The organism is Serratia entomophila, from assembly GCF_021462285.1.
Classification (GTDB): domain Bacteria; phylum Pseudomonadota; class Gammaproteobacteria; order Enterobacterales; family Enterobacteriaceae; genus Serratia; species Serratia entomophila.
Window position 1 is genome coordinate 4,855,524 of sequence record NZ_CP082787.1, and the last position, 19,239, is coordinate 4,874,762.

The window sequence follows — 19,239 nt, forward strand, 5'->3', positions numbered from 1 at the left end:
GGTTACTGGCCGCGCATCTGCTGATGCTGCTGTTTGATTTGTTCCGCCACCTGCAACAGGCTGGCTTCTATTTTCGCCAGGCCGGCGGCCGGGGTAAACAGGCACGGCTGATGCTGGCTGAACAGACGCCGCTGCTCCGCCAAACGCTGGGTCAATGCCTCCATTTCATCCAGCATCGCCTGCGGGGTGGCGGTGGTTTGCTTGCCCGGCAGCGCCAGCAGCGAAGGTTGGCGGCTGACGTCCAGCACCGTCAGATGCAGTTGCTCATCCACCTCCAGATCGATCTGCTGGGCAAAACCGATGCCGTTCAGCTTGGCGCGCACGTCGCCGCCTTTTTGCAGCCAGTTGTCCAGCGCGCTGCTTTCGATACTCAAATGGTTGACCTGAATGTCATGCAGCTGCAGCGGTTTTTGCAGCAATAGGGTCAGGGTGCCGGCAGCGAACGGCGTGGCCGGCGCGTATTGCGGTTTGCGGCTGAACATGCCGCCTTTTTTCACCAGGCCGATGGCCTGACGATCGCTTTGCTGCTGTTGATCCTGCAGCCAGCGGGTATGTATCTGCTGCAGTTGGATCAGCATCGACTGCTGTTGATAAGCCTGCTCGGTCAACAGCTGGTCAATCTGCTGCTGCAGCAGCTTCAGCGAGGTGAGATCGTGCCACAGGCAGTCTTTCAGCAACATCAGGTCCAGCGGGGCGATGGCATCGCGCCCGCTGAAGAAGGCGCAGGCCTGCAGCAGGCGCAGCGCTTTTTTCCAGCGGCGATCGGAAACGTAGGGCGCCTGCTCCAGCGCGTCCAATCGTTGGCGCAGCTGGAAAATCAGTTCAAAGCAGGCTTCCGGCAGCTTGACCTTATCGATCTGCGGCTGCCATTGGTGGAATTCTTCGTCGCTGATGCTCAAGGCTTCCGGCACCGGGTTAAGGCTTTCGTTCTGGCGGTTGACCAGCAGCGAACGGAAATTCTGTTTTTCCTGCACCTTGTCCAGCCACAGGCGGATCAGCATGCGGTCATACAGCGCCTCCAGGCTGTTGTCCGCTTCCGGCAGTTCGTTGGAGGCGGTCACCAGCAGCCGCAGCGGGATCGGCTCTTCACTGTTGCCGTTGCGGAAGCGGCGTTCGTTGATCGCCGTCAGCAGGGTGTTGAGGATTGCCGGGCCGGCTTTCCAGATTTCATCCAGGAATACGATCTCCGCTTCCGGCAGATAGCCGGCGGTCAGGCGCTGATAGCGGCCTTCATCTTTTAATGCCTGAATAGACAGCGGCCCGAACACCTCTTCCGGCGTTGAGAAGCGGGTCATCAGATATTCAAACGAGCGGGCGTTGCGGAAGGCGAACTTCAAGCGGCGAGCGATCAGGCTCTTGGCGATGCCCGGCGGGCCGAGCAGGAACACGCTTTCGCCGCTCAGCGCGGCCAGCAAACACAGGCGAATCGCCTCTTGCCGTTCATAAAGGCCGCTCTCCAGCGCGCTGCTGAGGCGGGAAATTCGTTCTGCCAGAAGTGATGATGGCGCCATATAATCGTCGCATTGTCCGAGAGTTAGCCAATCTTGGTCGATAATCCAATGATAAACCACCATTATTTTTAGTGGTATAGCTTGTTGATTAGTAAAATTTTTCTATTATCAAAAGGGCGGCTGGTTCACATTTTGTTTATTTTTCGGCTCTGATATAAGAGTAGGCAAGCAGTATAAATGGTGCATACTGTGCGGCTTTCTAGTGGGCGTGACGGATCTTTGAGCCCGTATCTCTAGCTTGATGCGGATGCATCGCTAACGGATGTTCTGATAAAGAAACGAATTATGAGCACAGAGCATAAACAGTCCTTATCGGCGGTAACCCTGGCGGCAATTGGGGTGGTTTACGGTGATATCGGCACCAGCCCTCTCTACACCCTGAGAGAGTGTTTTTCCGGCCATTACGGCTTCGACGTGCGTCCAGACGTGGTATTCGGCTTTCTTTCGCTGATTTTCTGGATGCTGATCGTCATTGTCTCCCTCAAATATCTCAGCTACGTCATGCGGGCGGATAACGCCGGCGAAGGCGGCATCCTGACGCTGATGTCCCTGGCCGGGCGCAATACCTCGGCGCGCAGCACCGCGGTGCTGGTGATACTCGGCCTGATCGGCGGCAGCTTCTTCTATGGCGAGGTGGTGATCACCCCGGCGATATCGGTGATGTCGGCGATAGAGGGGCTGGAAATCGCCGCGCCTTCGCTCGACGCCTATATCGTGCCGCTTTCTATCCTGGTGCTGACGCTGCTGTTCGTCATTCAGAAACACGGCACCGGCAGCGTCGGCAAGCTGTTCGCCCCGGTGATGCTGCTGTGGTTTATCGTGCTGGCGGTGCTGGGCGCGCGCAGCATCATTTCCAATCCAGAGGTGCTGCAGGCGCTGAACCCGAAATGGGCGTTCAACTTCTTCGTGGAATACAAGAAGGTATCGTTCTTTGCGCTGGGTGCGGTGGTGCTGTCGATCACCGGCGTTGAGGCGCTGTACGCCGATATGGGCCACTTCGGCAAGTTCCCTATCCGCCTGGCCTGGTTCACCGTAGTGCTGCCTTCTTTGGTGCTCAACTACTTCGGGCAGGGCGCGCTGCTGTTGAAAAACCCTGAGGCGATCAAGAACCCGTTCTTCCTGCTGGCGCCGGATTGGGCGCTGATCCCGCTGCTGATTCTGGCGACGTTGGCGACGGTAATCGCCTCGCAGGCGGTGATTTCCGGCGTATTCTCGCTGACCCGCCAGGCGGTGCGCCTGGGCTATCTGTCGCCGATGCGCATTATTCATACCTCGGAAATGGAGTCCGGCCAGATCTACATTCCGGTGATTAACTGGATGCTGTATATCGCGGTGGTGTTGGTGATCATCGGCTTCGAACACTCCAGCAACCTGGCGGCGGCGTACGGCATTGCGGTGACCGGCACCATGGTGCTGACCAGCATTCTGGTCACCTCGGTGGCGATCAAAAACTGGCACTGGAACCGCTTCTTCGCGGTCGGCATTCTGATTATCTTGCTGATCATCGACGTGCCGATGTTCTCCGCCAACGCCCTGAAGCTGTTCTCCGGCGGTTGGCTGCCGCTGACGCTGGCGCTGGTGATGTTCATCATCATGACCACCTGGAAGAGCGAGCGCTTCCGGCTGCTGCGCCGCATGCATGAGCACGGCAATTCTCTCGAGGCGATGATCGCGTCGCTGGAGAAATCGCCGCCGGTGCGGGTGCCGGGTACGGCGGTATTCATGTCGCGCGCCATCAACGTGATCCCTTTTGCGCTGCTGCATAACCTGAAGCACAACAAGGTGCTGCACGAGCGGGTGGTGTTGCTGACGCTGCGCACCGAAGATGCGCCTTACGTGCACAACGTGCGGCGGGTCACCATCGAGCAGCTTTCGCCGACTTTCTGGCGGGTGGTGGCCAGCTACGGCTGGCGTGAAACGCCGAACGTCGAGGAGGTGTTCCACCGCTGCGGGCTGGAAGGGTTGCCGTGCCGCATGACGGAAACCTCGTTCTTTATGTCGCATGAGTCGCTGATCCTCACCAAGCGGCCGTGGTATCTGTTCCTGCGCGGCAAGCTGTTCATTGCCCTGAGCCGCAATGCGCTGCGCGCGCCGGACCAGTTCGAAATCCCGCCGAACCGGGTGATAGAACTCGGCACCCAGGTCGAGATTTAATTCCCTCTCAGGGGCTCAGCCATGCTGGGCCCCTGTTGTTTTCGCTTTACGCCGGCGGGAGCGAAACGTTTCGATAGCGATCACACTTCTGCGTTATCCCGGTTGCCTTCCCGTGCCGTTTTTTTAAACTCGCCAGAGAGCGAAACGTTTCGCTGTCGGAGTGAGAACATGAAAAAAGGCGTATTACTGAATTCTGACCTGTCCGCCGTGATTGCCCGGCTTGGCCATACCGATCAGCTCACCCTGTGCGATGCGGGGCTGCCTATACCGGCGGCGACGCAGCGCATCGATCTGGCGCTAACCCAGGGCGTGCCGACATTTTTGCAGGTTGTCGGCGGGGTGACGCAGGAGATGCAGGTAGAAAGCGCCATCATGGCGGAAGAGATCGTTGAGCAGAATCCTTCGCTTCATCAGGCGTTGCTGGCCCATCTCACCGAGCTTGGCCAGCGCCAGGGCAACAGCATCAGCGTGCGCTATATCAGCCATGAGGCGTTTAAAGCGCAGACTGAGCACAGCCGGGCGGTGATCCGCAGCGGGGAATGTTCGCCTTATGCGAACGTGATCCTGTGCGCCGGCGTAACTTTCTGAGGCATTTATGCAACCTTTACTGCAACTGAAAGGGATTGATAAAGCCTTTCCCGGCGTGAAGGCGCTTTCCGGCGCCGCCCTCAGCGTGTATCCCGGCAGGGTGATGGCGCTGGTGGGCGAAAACGGCGCCGGGAAATCCACCATGATGAAAGTGCTGACCGGCATCTACCAGAAAGACGCCGGCAGCCAGCATTTTCTCGGCAAAGAGGTGGTGTTCAATGGGCCTAAAGATTCGCAGGATGCGGGCATCGGCATTATTCATCAGGAGCTTAATCTGATCCCGCAGCTGACGATTGCGGAAAACATTTTCCTCGGCCGCGAATTCGTCAACCGTTTTGGCCGCATCGACTGGAAGCGCATGTACGCCGAGGCCGACCGGCTGTTGGCGCGCCTTAATTTGCGCTACAGCAGCCACCGGCTGGTGGGCGAACTGTCGATCGGCGATCAGCAAATGGTGGAAATCGCCAAGGTGCTGAGCTTCGAATCGCAGGTCATCATTATGGATGAGCCGACGGATGCGCTGACCGACACCGAAACCGCCTCCTTATTTAAGGTGATCAACGAGCTGAAGGCTGAGGGACGCGGCATCGTCTATATCTCGCACCGGTTGAAAGAGATCTTTGAAATTTGCGATGACGTCACCGTGTTCCGCGACGGCCAGTTTATTGCCGAGCGCCCGGTGAGCGAGCTGCAGGAGGATTCGCTGATTGAAATGATGGTCGGCCGCAAGCTGGAGGAGCAGTATCCGCGGCTCCGGCTGCCGCGCGGGGAAAAACGCCTGCAGGTCAGCCACCTTTCCGGCCCCGGCGTTAACGACGTCAGCTTCACCCTGTACCGCGGCGAAATTCTCGGCGTGGCCGGGCTGATGGGCGCCGGGCGCACCGAACTGATGAAAATCCTCTATGGCGCAGCGCCGCGCAAAGCCGGCACCGTCACGCTCGATGGGCATGAGGTGGTTACCCACTCACCGCAGGACGGCCTGGCGAACGGCATCGTTTATATCTCTGAAGACCGCAAGCGCGATGGCCTGGTGTTGGGCATGTCGGTGAAGGAAAACATGTCGCTGACCGCGCTGCGCTATTTCAGCCGCGCCGGCGGCAGCCTGAAGCAGACCGAAGAGCAGCAGGCGGTGGGCGACTTCATTCGCCTGTTCAACATCAAAACGCCGTCGATGGAGCAGCCGATTGGCCTGCTTTCCGGCGGCAATCAGCAGAAAGTGGCGATCGCCCGCGGCCTGATGACCCGGCCGAAGGTGCTGATCCTCGACGAACCGACGCGCGGCGTCGACGTCGGCGCCAAAAAAGAGATCTATCAGTTAATCAACCAGTTCAAGCAGGAAGGGCTGAGCATCATTTTGGTGTCTTCGGAAATGCCGGAGGTGCTGGGCATGAGCGATCGCATCCTGGTGATGCACGAAGGCCGGCTCAGCGGCGAATTCCCGATTGAACAGGCCACCCAGGAAGCGTTGATGGCTGCGGCCGTCGGCAAGCAATACGGCGTAAAGCAGGAGTAATCAGATATGAGTTCCCAGACTGTCGCAAAGCGCTGGTTCAGTAAAGAGTGGCTGTTAGAGCAAAAATCTCTGATTGCCCTGCTGGTGCTGATCGCCGTGGTCTCTTCCATGAGCCCGAATTTCTTCACCCTGAACAATCTGTTCAATATTCTGCAGCAAACCTCGGTGAACGCCATTATGGCGGTGGGGATGACGCTGGTGATCCTCACCTCCGGCATCGATCTGTCGGTGGGATCGCTGCTGGCGCTGACCGGGGCCGTCGCGGCCTCGATTGTCGGCTTTGAGGTGAATGCGGTGGTGGCCGTTGCGGCGGCGCTGGCGCTGGGGGCCGCGGTGGGCGCCTGCACCGGGGTGATCGTCGCCAAAGGCAAGGTGCAGGCGTTTATCGCCACCCTGGTGATGATGTTGCTGCTGCGCGGCGTCACCATGGTGTACACCAACGGCAGCCCGGTCAATACCGGCTTTACCGACGTGGCCGACGCCTTTGGCTGGTTCGGCATCGGCCGCCCGCTGGGGGTGCCGACGCCGATCTGGATTATGGCCATCGTGTTTATCGCCGCCTGGTACATGCTGCACCACACCCGCCTGGGCCGCTATATTTATGCTTTGGGCGGCAACGAAGCGGCGACCCGCTTGTCCGGCATCAGCGTCGATAAAGTGAAGATTATCGTCTATTCGCTGTGCGGGCTGCTGGCGGCGTTGGCCGGAGTGATCGAGGTGGCGCGCCTGTCTTCGGCGCAGCCGACCGCCGGCACCGGCTACGAGCTGGACGCCATCGCCGCGGTGGTGCTGGGCGGCACCAGCCTGGCCGGCGGCAAGGGGCGCATTGTCGGCACCCTGATCGGCGCGCTGATCCTGGGCTTCCTGAATAACGGCCTGAATTTACTGGGTGTTTCTTCCTACTACCAAATGATCGTGAAGGCAGTGGTGATACTGCTGGCGGTTCTGGTAGATAACAAAAGCAACAAGTAACCTCCCCCTACAGGAATCACGATGATGAAAATGAAAAAACTGGCAGTTTTAGCCTCCGCGTTCGCCCTCAGCGCCACTTTGAGCGCCAACGCGCTGGCCAAGGACACCATCGCGCTGGTGGTCTCCACCCTCAATAACCCGTTCTTCGTTTCTATGAAGGAAGGCGCGCAGCAGGAAGCCAACAAGCTGGGTTACAACCTGGTGGTGCTGGACTCGCAGAACAACCCGGCGAAAGAGCTGGCTAACGTGCAGGATCTGATGGTGCAGGCGCCTAAGCTGCTGCTGATCAACCCAACCGATTCCGATGCAGTCGGCAACGCCATCAAGATGGCCAACCAGGCCAAAATCCCGGTCATCACCCTGGACCGCGTGGCCGGCAAGGGCGAAGTGGTTAGCCATATCGCTTCGGATAACCGCGTGGGCGGCAAAATGGCCGGTGACTTCATCGCCAAAAAAGTGGGCGCAGACGCGAAAGTGATCCAGCTGGAAGGCATTGCCGGCACCTCCGCGGCGCGTGAGCGCGGTGAAGGCTTCAAACAGTCGCTGGATCAGAATAAATTCAAACTGCTGGCCAGCCAGCCGGCCGATTTTGACCGCACCAAAGGCCTGAACGTGATGCAGAACCTGCTGACCGCGCATCCGGACGTGCAGGCGGTGTTCGCCCAGAATGATGAAATGGCGCTGGGCGCGCTGCGTGCGCTGCAAACCGCCGGTAAATCCGACGTGGTCGTGGTAGGCTTCGACGGCACTGCCGACGGCGTGAAAGCGGTGGAAGGCGGCAAGCTGGCGGCTACCGTAGCGCAGCGCCCGGATCAGATCGGCGTGATCGGCGTGGAAACCGCCGATAAAGTGCTGAAAGGCGAAAAAGTGCCGGCGACCATTCCGGTGGATTTGAAACTGGTCACCAAATAAGTCATACCCGCGCCATCTGATGATGGCGCGCAATTCAGGAATCAATGCGATGGAAACAGGTAAGCTGGTGGTTCTGGGCAGCATCAATGCCGATCATATCCTCAATATTGAACACTTCCCGCAGCCGGGTGAAACGGTGATCGGGAAACAGTATAAGGTGGCGTTCGGCGGCAAGGGCGCTAACCAGGCGGTGGCGGCCGGGCGCAGCGGGGCGGATATCGCCTTTATCGCCTGCGTGGGCGCCGACGATATCGGAGAACGCATCCGCCGACAGCTGGCGACCGACTGCATTGATACCCAACCCATCGAGGCTATCGCCGACAGCACCACCGGCGTGGCGCTGATTTTCGTCAACGCCGAGGGCGAGAACGTGATCGGTATCGATGCCGGCGCCAATGCTGCGGTAACGCCGGACTATCTGGCGCGCTACCGCCAGCAGGTGATCGACGCCGATGCCCTGTTGCTGCAGCTGGAATCACCGCTGGAGACGGTTACCGCCGCCGCGCGCCTGGCGAAGCAACATCAAACGCAGGTGATCCTCAACCCGGCGCCGGCTCGTGAGCTGCCGGACGAGCTGCTGGCGACTATCGATATGATCACTCCCAACGAAACCGAGGCCCAGCGCCTGACCGGCATCGCGATAGGCAACGACGACGACGCGGCGCGCGCGGCGCAGGCCCTGCACGACAAAGGCATCGCCACGGTGATCATTACCCTCGGCAGCCGCGGGGTATGGCTGAGCGAAAACGGCAACGGCAAGCTGGTGCCGGGCTTCAAGGTGAAAGCGGTAGACACCATCGCCGCCGGCGATACCTTTAACGGCGCGCTGGTCACGGCATTGCTGGAAGGGAAAACCATGGCGCATGCGGTGCGCTTCGCCCATGCGGCGGCGGCGATCGCCGTGACCCGCCCCGGCGCGCAACCCTCCGTGCCTTGGCGCGAAGAGATCGACGCCTTCTTGCAGCAGCAGGAGTAATGCCCCCTTGGCCACCATGAAAGATGTCGCCCGCCTGGCGGGCGTTTCAACCTCCACCGTTTCGCATGTGATCAATAAAAATCGCTTTGTCAGCGACAGCGTGCGCGACAAAGTCATGGCGGCCGTTGAACAGCTGAACTATGCGCCATCCGCCCTGGCGCGCAGCCTGAAGCTCAATCAGACGCGCACCATCGGCATGCTGGTCACCTCCAGCAACAACCCGTTTTATGCCGAAGTGGTGCGCGGCGTTGAGCGCAGCTGCTACGAACGCGGCTACAGCCTGATCCTGTGCAATACCGAAGAAGACGCGGCGCGCATGAATCGCAGTATGGAAACCCTGCTGCAAAAGCGCGTCGACGGCTTGCTGCTGATGTGCACCGAGAATCACCGGCCGTCGCAAGATGCGCTGAGCCGCTACCCTTCTTTACCTATCGTGATGATGGACTGGGCGCCGTTTGAAGGCGCCAACGACATTATTCAGGACAATTCGCTGCTGGGCGGTGAGATGGCGACCGATCACCTGATCGCCCGCGGCTATCGCAAAATAGCCTGCATCGCCGGCCCGCAGGATAAAACCACCGCCCGCCATCGCCTGGAGGGTTACCGCAACGCCATGCGGCGCGCCGGGCTGCCTGTTCCGCCGGAATACGAAGTGCACTGCGATTTTGAGTTTGAAGGCGGCGTTCACGCCATGCGGCAGCTGTTGGCGCTGGATGAGCCGCCGCATGCGGTGTTTGCCGGCAACGATGCGGTGGCGGTGGGTGTCTATCAGGCACTGTACCAGGCCAGGCTGTCGGTGCCGCAGGATATGGCGGTGATGGGCTATGACGATATCGAACTGGCCAAATACCTGGCGCCGCCGCTGAGCACCATTCATCAGCCGAAGGATTCGCTGGGTGAGTTGGCGATTGATGCGTTGATCAACCGCCTGCAAAACCCGGAGCGCGAAGCGCAGGTGCTGGTGCTGACCCCCGAGCTGGTGGAGCGCGCCTCGGTAGGCTGCCGCTAGCCGGCTGCCTTCGCTTCTTTTTTGGGCTCCTGGCCGCTAATCAAATTGCGGCCATCCTTTCTTCTCAACAGCATAAAGACCAACGCCGAAGCCACGGTGACTATCCCCATGGTAATAAAGGTGTAGTGGAAGTGGTCAATCATGGTGCCGAGCGACAGGGATTCGTAAAAGCGCAGCACCGCCGCGCTGATCGCCACGCCGAAACTGATCGACAGCTGCTGGGTTACCGCCAGCACGCTGTTGCCTGAACTGGCGTTGGCGTCATTCAGATCCGCCAGGCTGATGGTGTTCATGGCGGTGAATTGAGTAGACATCGCCATCCCCAGCACGAACAGCGGCAAGATCATCAGCCACAGCGGCATGCCTGGGCTCTGCAGTGCGAATTGGGCGATCAGCACGCCGATGATGACGGTGATGCCGACCAGCGTTTTGCGGTAGCCGAACCAGCGCAATACCTGGGTGACGGTGGATTTCGCCATCAGGGAGCCGACGGCGGTCGGCGCCATCATGCAGCCGGCGATAATCGCCGAGTAGCCAAACCCTACCTGCAGCATCAACGGCATCAGGAAAGGCACGCAGCCGGTGCCCAGCCGTGAAGCGACGTTGCCGGCGATGCCGACCGAGAAGGTGCGGGTCTTGAACAGGTCCAGCCCGATCAGCGGTTGCTGATGGCGGCGCGCATGGGCGATATAGCCAAACAGCATCACAAAGCCGCTGAGCAGAATGCCCAGCGAGATGTAGCTCGCCAGCACCCGCTCGCCGAACAGCTCAAGGCCGGTGGAGACCAGCACCAGGCTCAGGCCGAACAGCAGGAACCCGATAAAATCGAAGCGGCGCTTGGGCGTGGTGAAGTCCGGCATATATTTGCGTGCGTAAAAGATGCCGAGTAGGCCTATCGGGATATTGATCAGGAAAATCCAATGCCAGGTGGCATAGGTCACCAGCCAGCCGCCCAGCAGCGGCCCCAGGATGGGGCCGACCAAACCGGGCATGGTGACGAAGTTCAGCACCGGCAGCAGCTCGCTGCGCGGGTAGGCGCGCAGCAGGGCCAGCCGCGCCACCGGCATCATCATGGCGCCGCCGATGCCTTGAATCACGCGTGAGGTGACCAGGATGCTCAGCGTAGGGGACAGTGCGCACAGCAATGAACCGAGGGTAAACAGGGATACCGCGAAGATAAACACCCGCCGGGTGCCGAAGCGGTCCGCCAGCCAGCCGCTGACCGGGATCAGCATCGCTACCGTTAGCGTATAGCTGATAACGGCGGATTGCATCGCCAGCGGCGAACGCTCCAGACTGTGGGCGATGGCCGGCAGCGCCGTGTTGAGAATGGTGGCGTCCAGCGCCTGCATAAAGAACGCCATTGCGGCGATCCAGGGAAGCCCTGCCATACTGCGCGCGGATTTGGTCATGTTCGATCCCGGTTAATAGTCGTCGTGTTCCCTCAGCTCTCTCTTCTATATATAAGCAAGGGAGGCGTCTAGTCTTTCTCTTTAAGCAATATCTGGCAGGCGACCAGCGCGCCGGCGCTGTCGCCGGCGAGTATCGCATCGACGATTGCCTGATGATGCCGCAGCTTAATGACTTCATTGCCGGTGATGGCGCGGAAGTAGCTTTGATACACCGAGCTGAACAGGTTGGCGAATGAGGTCAGAAACGGGTTGCCGCTGGCCTCATAGATCAGTTGGTGGAATTGGGTATCCACCAGGATCCAGCGTTCGCGGTCAAACTGGCTATGCAGCGCGCGCATTTCCGCCATCAGCTCCGCCAACTGCCGGGTTTGCTGCGTGCCGGCATGGCTGGCCGCCAACGCACAGGCCTGCGGCTCCAGAGACGTGCGCAAGATAAGGAAGTGCTGCATGACCTGATCAAAGTTTTCCCGCGTCATCCACCAGGTCAGCAAATCCTGGTCGAGGAAATTCCACTGGCTGCGCGGCATCACCCGGGTGCCGATGCGTGGGCGCGGCAACAGCATGCCTTTCGCCGCCAGCATCTTGACCGCTTCACGTACCGCCGTGCGGCTCACGCCGAATTGTTCGCCCAGTTCCATCTCGCCGGGCAGGATGCTGCCGGCCTGGTAGTCACCCGCCAGAATTTGCTGGCCAAGTTTTTCCGCAAGCAGATAAGAAAGATTGCGCTGGGCGGCCTGTTGTTGCGCATTAAATTGCATGGCTGCGGATCCTTACTGACATCGTTACTCTTATTTTACTCCAGGGATCGCCAGCTTTTATGGCTGTTTGACTGAAAAAGTGACATAAAAGCGCCGCTTTTTGACCCGTTTGCCGAAAAAAACCGCGCTTGAAAAGTTTTTTGCATTTAGGGGTTGCGGCCTTCGGAGAACTCCCTATAATGCGCCTCCACTGACCGGGAACAACGACTCATCTAACGAGAACCAGTCGCCCAGCCAGGAAGAAGCAAGCCGGTGAAAACGCCGTTTCTTAATAAGAAAAAAGCTTGACTCTTCAGCGGGAAAGCGTAATATGCACCTCCCGCGTTACCGAGAGTTATCTCTCAGTAACCAACGCTCTTTAACAATTTATCAGACAATCTGTGTGGGCACTCCACAAGACGATATCCAGTACCTTCGGGTACGAAAAAATATCAAGTCTTGAAGAGTGACTAACTGAAGTAAAATTCATGCAGTAACCTTTGAGCATCGCTTCACGAGTTGAAGCAAATCAAGCTTTTAATTGAAGAGTTTGATCATGGCTCAGATTGAACGCTGGCGGCAGGCCTAACACATGCAAGTCGAGCGGTAGCACGGGGGAGCTTGCTCCCTGGGTGACGAGCGGCGGACGGGTGAGTAATGTCTGGGAAACTGCCTGATGGAGGGGGATAACTACTGGAAACGGTAGCTAATACCGCATAACGTCTTCGGACCAAAGTGGGGGACCTTCGGGCCTCACGCCATCAGATGTGCCCAGATGGGATTAGCTAGTAGGTGGGGTAATGGCTCACCTAGGCGACGATCCCTAGCTGGTCTGAGAGGATGACCAGCCACACTGGAACTGAGACACGGTCCAGACTCCTACGGGAGGCAGCAGTGGGGAATATTGCACAATGGGCGCAAGCCTGATGCAGCCATGCCGCGTGTGTGAAGAAGGCCTTCGGGTTGTAAAGCACTTTCAGCGAGGAGGAAGGGCGAGTGTCTTAATACGGCATTGCATTGACGTTACTCGCAGAAGAAGCACCGGCTAACTCCGTGCCAGCAGCCGCGGTAATACGGAGGGTGCAAGCGTTAATCGGAATTACTGGGCGTAAAGCGCACGCAGGCGGTTTGTTAAGTCAGATGTGAAATCCCCGCGCTTAACGTGGGAACTGCATTTGAAACTGGCAAGCTAGAGTCTCGTAGAGGGGGTAGAATTCCAGGTGTAGCGGTGAAATGCGTAGAGATCTGGAGGAATACCGGTGGCGAAGGCGGCCCCCTGGACGAAGACTGACGCTCAGGTGCGAAAGCGTGGGGAGCAAACAGGATTAGATACCCTGGTAGTCCACGCTGTAAACGATGTCGATTTGGAGGTTGTGCCCTTGAGGCGTGGCTTCCGGAGCTAACGCGTTAAATCGACCGCCTGGGGAGTACGGCCGCAAGGTTAAAACTCAAATGAATTGACGGGGGCCCGCACAAGCGGTGGAGCATGTGGTTTAATTCGATGCAACGCGAAGAACCTTACCTACTCTTGACATCCAGAGAACTTTCCAGAGATGGATTGGTGCCTTCGGGAACTCTGAGACAGGTGCTGCATGGCTGTCGTCAGCTCGTGTTGTGAAATGTTGGGTTAAGTCCCGCAACGAGCGCAACCCTTATCCTTTGTTGCCAGCGATTCGGTCGGGAACTCAAAGGAGACTGCCGGTGATAAACCGGAGGAAGGTGGGGATGACGTCAAGTCATCATGGCCCTTACGAGTAGGGCTACACACGTGCTACAATGGCGTATACAAAGAGAAGCGAACTTGCGAGAGTAAGCGGACCTCATAAAGTACGTCGTAGTCCGGATTGGAGTCTGCAACTCGACTCCATGAAGTCGGAATCGCTAGTAATCGTAGATCAGAATGCTACGGTGAATACGTTCCCGGGCCTTGTACACACCGCCCGTCACACCATGGGAGTGGGTTGCAAAAGAAGTAGGTAGCTTAACCTTCGGGAGGGCGCTTACCACTTTGTGATTCATGACTGGGGTGAAGTCGTAACAAGGTAACCGTAGGGGAACCTGCGGTTGGATCACCTCCTTACCTAATGATATTGATTCGAGTGAAGTGCTCACACAGATTGTCTGATGAAAAAGTAACGAGCAGAAATACCTTTATAGGCTTGTAGCTCAGGTGGTTAGAGCGCACCCCTGATAAGGGTGAGGTCGGTGGTTCAAGTCCACTCAGGCCTACCAAATTCTCCCTTATGCTGCGTTATGCGCGCGGTCGTTTACAAAAGTAAACGTCCCTTCCGCATGCCTGGCCTAAGAAAGAATTAACTCTTGGTTGAGTTGGTAACCATAAAGGTCTCTGCTGTGACTGTATGGGGCTATAGCTCAGCTGGGAGAGCGCCTGCCTTGCACGCAGGAGGTCAGCGGTTCGATCCCGCTTAGCTCCACCATATAGTCCGGTATTTAACTACTTCAGAGTATATTGGCGACAGTATGCTGCGAAGTATTTTGCTCTTTAACAATCTGGAACAAGCTGAAAATTGAAACATGACGGCTGAAATTTATCCCTCCGTAGAAGTACTGGGGTAAAGAGTAACCTGTCATAGAGTCTCTCAAATGTTTGCAGCACGAACGATGGAAACATCTTCGGGTTGTGAGGTTAAGTGACTAAGCGTACACGGTGGATGCCTAGGCAGTCAGAGGCGATGAAGGGCGTGCTAATCTGCGAAAAGCGTCGGTAAGGTGATATGAACCGTTATAACCGGCGATACCCGAATGGGGAAACCCAGTGCAATTCGTTGCACTATCGTTAAGTGAATACATAGCTTAACGAGGCGAACCGGGGGAACTGAAACATCTAAGTACCCCGAGGAAAAGAAATCAACCGAGATTCCCCCAGTAGCGGCGAGCGAACGGGGAGGAGCCCAGAACCTGAATCAGTTCTTGTGTTAGTGGAAGCGTCTGGAAAGTCGCGCAGTAAAGGGTGATAGCCCCGTACACTAAAATGCATTGACTGTGAGTTCGATGAGTAGGGCGGGACACGTGACATCCTGTCTGAATATGGGGGGACCATCCTCCAAGGCTAAATACTCCTGACTGACCGATAGTGAACCAGTACCGTGAGGGAAAGGCGAAAAGAACCCCGGCGAGGGGAGTGAAATAGAACCTGAAACCGTGTACGTACAAGCAGTGGGAGCACCTTCGTGGTGTGACTGCGTACCTTTTGTATAATGGGTCAGCGACTTATATTTTGTAGCAAGGTTAACCGTATAGGGGAGCCGTAGGGAAACCGAGTCTTAACTGGGCGAATAGTTGCAAGGTATAGACCCGAAACCCGGTGATCTAGCCATGGGCAGGTTGAAGGTTGGGTAACACTAACTGGAGGACCGAACCGACTAATGTTGAAAAATTAGCGGATGACTTGTGGCTGGGGGTGAAAGGCCAATCAAACCGGGAGATAGCTGGTTCTCCCCGAAAGCTATTTAGGTAGCGCCTCGTGAACTCATCTTCGGGGGTAGAGCACTGTTTCGGCTAGGGGGCCATCCCGGCTTACCAAACCGATGCAAACTCCGAATACCGAAGAATGTTATCACGGGAGACACACGGCGGGTGCTAACGTCCGTCGTGAAGAGGGAAACAACCCAGACCGCCAGCTAAGGTCCCAAAGTCATGGTTAAGTGGGAAACGATGTGGGAAGGCATAGACAGCCAGGATGTTGGCTTAGAAGCAGCCATCATTTAAAGAAAGCGTAATAGCTCACTGGTCGAGTCGGCCTGCGCGGAAGATGTAACGGGGCTAAACCATGCACCGAAGCTGCGGCAGCGACGCTTAGGCGTTGTTGGGTAGGGGAGCGTTCTGTAAGCCGTTGAAGGTGGCCTGTGAGGGTTGCTGGAGGTATCAGAAGTGCGAATGCTGACATAAGTAACGATAAAGCGGGTGAAAAGCCCGCTCGCCGGAAGACCAAGGGTTCCTGTCCAACGTTAATCGGGGCAGGGTGAGTCGACCCCTAAGGCGAGGCCGAAAGGCGTAGTCGATGGGAAACAGGTTAATATTCCTGTACTCGGTGTTACTGCGAAGGGGGGACGGAGAAGGCTAGGCTAGCCGGGCGACGGTTGTCCCGGTTTAAGCGTGTAGGGGGAGTGACCCGGTAAATCCGGTTGCTTATTCAACCCTGAGGCGTGATGACGATGCACCACGGTGCAGAAGTAGTTGATGCCAAGCTTCCAGGAAAAGCCTCTAAGCATCAGGTAACACAGAATCGTACCCCAAACCGACACAGGTGGTCAGGTAGAGAATACCAAGGCGCTTGAGAGAACTCGGGTGAAGGAACTAGGCAAAATGGTGCCGTAACTTCGGGAGAAGGCACGCTGGCGCGTAGGTGAAGTCCCTTGCGGATGGAGCTGAAGCCAGTCGCAGATACCAGCTGGCTGCAACTGTTTAATAAAAACACAGCACTGTGCAAACACGAAAGTGGACGTATACGGTGTGACGCCTGCCCGGTGCTGGAAGGTTAATTGATGGGGTCAGCCGCAAGGCGAAGCTCTTGATCGAAGCCCCAGTAAACGGCGGCCGTAACTATAACGGTCCTAAGGTAGCGAAATTCCTTGTCGGGTAAGTTCCGACCTGCACGAATGGCGTAATGATGGCCAGGCTGTCTCCACCCGAGACTCAGTGAAATTGAACTCGCTGTGAAGATGCAGTGTACCCGCGGCAAGACGGAAAGACCCCGTGAACCTTTACTATAGCTTGACACTGAACATTGAGCCTTGATGTGTAGGATAGGTGGGAGGCTTTGAAGCGTGGACGCCAGTCTGCGTGGAGCCAACCTTGAAATACCACCCTTTAATGTTTGATGTTCTAACTCGGCCCCGTAATCCGGGGTGAGGACAGTGTCTGGTGGGTAGTTTGACTGGGGCGGTCTCCTCCCAAAGAGTAACGGAGGAGCACGAAGGTTAGCTAATCACGGTCGGACATCGTGAGGTTAGTGCAAAGGCATAAGCTAGCTTGACTGCGAGAGTGACGGCTCGAGCAGGTACGAAAGTAGGTCTTAGTGATCCGGTGGTTCTGAATGGAAGGGCCATCGCTCAACGGATAAAAGGTACTCCGGGGATAACAGGCTGATACCGCCCAAGAGTTCATATCGACGGCGGTGTTTGGCACCTCGATGTCGGCTCATCACATCCTGGGGCTGAAGTAGGTCCCAAGGGTATGGCTGTTCGCCATTTAAAGTGGTACGCGAGCTGGGTTTAGAACGTCGTGAGACAGTTCGGTCCCTATCTGCCGTGGGCGTTGGAAGATTGAGAGGGGTTGCTCCTAGTACGAGAGGACCGGAGTGAACGCACCACTGGTGTTCGGGTTGTCATGCCAATGGCACTGCCCGGTAGCTAAGTGCGGAAAAGATAAGCGCTGAAAGCATCTAAGCGCGAAACTTGCCTCGAGATGAGTCTTCCCTGGGCCTTTAAGGCCCCTGAAGGAACGTTTAAGACTAAGACGTTGATAGGCTGGGTGTGTAAGTGCAGCGATGCATTGAGCTAACCAGTACTAATGATCCGTGAGGCTTAACCTTACAACACCGAAGGTGTTTTAGAGACAAAATCGTCGGGAACGATTTTGAACGTCGCTTGCGACGGCCCCGTAGGGGTGAGTATCAGGATGATACGAATAACTCTAGATTTTCAGCGAAGTTCCGAGATTGGTTTCGATGGCGACACGAAAGTGACGCGGTTGGAATGAAACAGAATTTGCCTGGCGGCAATAGCGCGGTGGTCCCACCTGACCCCATGCCGAACTCAGAAGTGAAACGCCGTAGCGCCAATGGTAGTGTGGGGTCTCCCCATGCGAGAGTAGGACACTGCCAGGCATCAAACAAAGTAAGAAGCCCTGAACGCGAGTTCAGGGCTTTTTGCTGTGTGCGAAAAAGCAAAAATCTGGCGCAGCTAGGCTGCGCCTTTCAGCCATTCCATGATGAAATCGGCAATACTTTCCGGCCGATTGATATCTAACGAGCGCACATTCATGTCTACCGGGCGATCGCTGGCGACGGCGAGCACAAATTCATCCAGCATCTCCTCAAGCGGCCTGCCTATTTCTTCGCGGTAGAGAATGATTTTACCGATCGGTTCATGCTTGAACCCTTCCACCAAAATCAGATCGACCTTATCGGCATCAAAACGGCTGGCCAGATACTGAAGATCTAGCGGTTGCTGCTCTGGCGTTTCGGTCATCAATGCCCAACGGCTATCGCTGGCGACCAGCGTTTGATCGGCACCGGCCTTGCGCAATTCATAGCTGTCTTTGCCCGGAGTATCCACATCCATATTGTGATGGGTATGTTTGATCAACCCGACTCTTACCTGCCGCTGCTTCAACAGCGGGATCAGCTGTTTAAGCAGGGTGGTCTTTCCGGTTCCGCTGTAGGCACCAATGGCCAGCAGGGGAGGAAGTGAGTTATTCATCGCGTAATCCTCGCGTCTGTTGCCAACGCTGGCAGTCTTCAGGTGCATTAAGGTTATGGAATGCGGTCTGCTGTCCGCAAAAGACGACCCGTTGAGCCTTAACCTCCTTCAGGAACAGCATCAATTTGCGTTCTCCGCGGGCCAGATAGTCGGTCAGGTGCGGTATGAGGCCGGTGTTCAGCAATGCCAACGTTGGGTGATCCCGTTCACCGTCGCTGGCATAGGCGGCCAGCGCAGCGCCTTTCTGCCGCCAGAGTTCTTCGACTAATGTGGTAGGAAAATCCGGCACGTCGCAGGGGACAAAGGCTACCCATTTGCCGGCGGCATGTTCCAACCCGGCCAACATGCCGGCCAGCGGGCCGGCAAAGTCGGGTGTCAGGTCGCCAATTACCGGCAGGCCGCTGGCTCGATAACGTACCTGATTGCGGTTGGCGCTGATGGCGACGGAATCTACCTGCGGTTGCAGCCGGGCCAGTACGTATTGATAAAGCGCCTTGCCGGCGACCGGCACTAACCCCTTATCCTCGCCGCCCATGCGTGAGCCACGTCCGCCGGCGAGAATAACGCCAGTAATTTCTTCATGCATGCTGATCCTCCCGCAGTGTTAACGCCCTGATTGTAGCGCTAAAGCTGGTGTGACATCAGGATTTACCTTTATTGACAAGCTGCTTCTTTCACTGCCTTAGTAAGCCTGCTACTTTGTGTGTTTATTCATGCCACTGGACGATATTGAGATGAAAACGCACCGTGTAAACGAGCTGATCGAGCTGTTGCAACCCGCATGGCAGGAAGATCCCGATCTCAATCTGATTCAATTTTTACAAAAGCTGGCGAAAGAGGCCGGTTTTCAAGGCGAACTGTCTGAGCTGAGTGACGATATCCTCATCTATCACCTGAAAATGCGCGGCAGCGCCGGCACGGATCAGATCCCTGGCCTGAAAAAGGATTATGAAGAAGATTTTAAAACGGCGCTGCTGCGCGCCCGTGGGGTTATCAAGGATTAGCTTTTGTG

The 19,239-nt window shown here is 57.0% G+C and carries 13 protein-coding genes, 2 tRNA genes and 3 rRNA genes; 13 read left to right on the forward strand and 5 right to left on the reverse strand.

What is annotated here, in order from left to right:
* Positions 1-2: 2 nt before the first annotated feature.
* Complete coding sequence (gene ravA / locus KHA73_RS23220) at positions 3-1,511, reverse strand: ATPase RavA (RefSeq protein ID WP_234587065.1); 1,509 nt, start codon at positions 1,509-1,511, stop codon at positions 3-5.
* A gap of 285 nt (positions 1,512-1,796) precedes the next feature.
* Between ravA and kup the strand changes: the two genes are divergently transcribed.
* The 7 genes from kup (at position 1,797) to rbsR (ending at position 9,635) form a co-directional block, all read left to right on the forward strand.
* Positions 1,797-3,665 (forward strand): low affinity potassium transporter Kup, encoded by a 1,869-nt coding sequence (kup, locus tag KHA73_RS23225; protein WP_234587067.1) that lies wholly within the window; start codon positions 1,797-1,799, stop codon positions 3,663-3,665.
* Between the two features lie 168 nt (positions 3,666-3,833).
* Positions 3,834-4,253: a D-ribose pyranase gene (rbsD, locus tag KHA73_RS23230; RefSeq protein ID WP_234587069.1), complete on the forward strand. Its 420-nt coding sequence runs from the start codon at positions 3,834-3,836 to the stop codon at positions 4,251-4,253.
* Between the two features lie 7 nt (positions 4,254-4,260).
* Complete coding sequence (rbsA, locus tag KHA73_RS23235; RefSeq protein WP_234587071.1) at positions 4,261-5,766, forward strand: ribose ABC transporter ATP-binding protein RbsA; 1,506 nt, start codon at positions 4,261-4,263, stop codon at positions 5,764-5,766.
* A 6-nt stretch (positions 5,767-5,772) separates the two neighbouring features.
* Positions 5,773-6,738: a ribose ABC transporter permease gene (rbsC, locus tag KHA73_RS23240; RefSeq protein ID WP_234587073.1), complete on the forward strand. Its 966-nt coding sequence runs from the start codon at positions 5,773-5,775 to the stop codon at positions 6,736-6,738.
* Positions 6,739-6,762: 24 nt separating this feature from the next.
* On the forward strand, positions 6,763-7,650 hold the full coding sequence (rbsB, locus tag KHA73_RS23245) for a ribose ABC transporter substrate-binding protein RbsB (protein WP_234591378.1): 888 nt from the start codon (positions 6,763-6,765) through the stop codon (positions 7,648-7,650).
* A 49-nt stretch (positions 7,651-7,699) separates the two neighbouring features.
* Positions 7,700-8,626 (forward strand): ribokinase, encoded by a 927-nt coding sequence (gene rbsK / locus KHA73_RS23250; RefSeq protein ID WP_234587074.1) that lies wholly within the window; start codon positions 7,700-7,702, stop codon positions 8,624-8,626.
* A gap of 7 nt (positions 8,627-8,633) precedes the next feature.
* Positions 8,634-9,635: a ribose operon transcriptional repressor RbsR gene (rbsR, locus tag KHA73_RS23255; RefSeq protein WP_234587076.1), complete on the forward strand. Its 1,002-nt coding sequence runs from the start codon at positions 8,634-8,636 to the stop codon at positions 9,633-9,635.
* Here rbsR and mdtD read toward each other — a convergent pair.
* Positions 9,632-11,047, reverse strand: a complete 1,416-nt coding sequence (mdtD, locus tag KHA73_RS23260) for a multidrug transporter subunit MdtD (protein WP_234587078.1) — start codon at positions 11,045-11,047, stop codon at positions 9,632-9,634. The two genes, rbsR and mdtD, sit on opposite strands and share 4 nt — an antisense overlap.
* Positions 11,048-11,115: 68 nt before the next feature.
* The gene (locus KHA73_RS23265; protein WP_234587079.1) at positions 11,116-11,805 is read right to left on the reverse strand and encodes a FadR/GntR family transcriptional regulator; all 690 of its coding nucleotides are present in this window, start codon (positions 11,803-11,805) and stop codon (positions 11,116-11,118) included.
* 517 nt (positions 11,806-12,322) lie between these two features.
* Between KHA73_RS23265 and KHA73_RS23270 the strand changes: the two genes are divergently transcribed.
* From KHA73_RS23270 to rrf, 5 genes are all read left to right on the forward strand, one after another.
* Positions 12,323-13,864, forward strand: a 16S ribosomal RNA gene (locus tag KHA73_RS23270).
* 75 nt (positions 13,865-13,939) lie between these two features.
* Positions 13,940-14,016 (forward strand) — tRNA-Ile (locus KHA73_RS23275).
* Between the two features lie 130 nt (positions 14,017-14,146).
* Positions 14,147-14,222, forward strand: a tRNA-Ala gene (locus tag KHA73_RS23280).
* A 207-nt stretch (positions 14,223-14,429) separates the two neighbouring features.
* A 23S ribosomal RNA gene (locus tag KHA73_RS23285) occupies positions 14,430-17,338 on the forward strand.
* 178 nt (positions 17,339-17,516) lie between these two features.
* Positions 17,517-17,632: ribosomal RNA gene (gene rrf, locus KHA73_RS23290) — 5S ribosomal RNA — on the forward strand.
* The 16S, 23S and 5S rRNA genes sit together here with 2 tRNA genes alongside, the layout of an rRNA operon.
* A gap of 76 nt (positions 17,633-17,708) precedes the next feature.
* On the opposite strand, the gene mobB is transcribed toward rrf, so the two are convergent.
* Together mobB and mobA are read right to left on the reverse strand one after the other, a co-directional pair.
* Positions 17,709-18,227 (reverse strand): molybdopterin-guanine dinucleotide biosynthesis protein MobB, encoded by a 519-nt coding sequence (gene mobB / locus KHA73_RS23295; protein ID WP_234587081.1) that lies wholly within the window; start codon positions 18,225-18,227, stop codon positions 17,709-17,711.
* Positions 18,220-18,813, reverse strand: coding sequence for a molybdenum cofactor guanylyltransferase MobA (gene mobA, locus KHA73_RS23300; protein WP_234587083.1), 594 nt, complete (start codon positions 18,811-18,813; stop codon positions 18,220-18,222). Before mobA ends, mobB begins: the two co-directional genes overlap by 8 nt.
* A gap of 148 nt (positions 18,814-18,961) precedes the next feature.
* On the opposite strand from mobA, the gene KHA73_RS23305 reads away from it, so the two are divergent.
* Positions 18,962-19,231 carry a YihD family protein gene (locus tag KHA73_RS23305; protein WP_234587084.1) on the forward strand — a complete coding sequence of 90 codons (270 nt, stop codon included), beginning with the start codon at positions 18,962-18,964 and terminating at the stop codon, positions 19,229-19,231.
* The last annotated feature ends 8 nt before the right edge of the window (positions 19,232-19,239 follow it).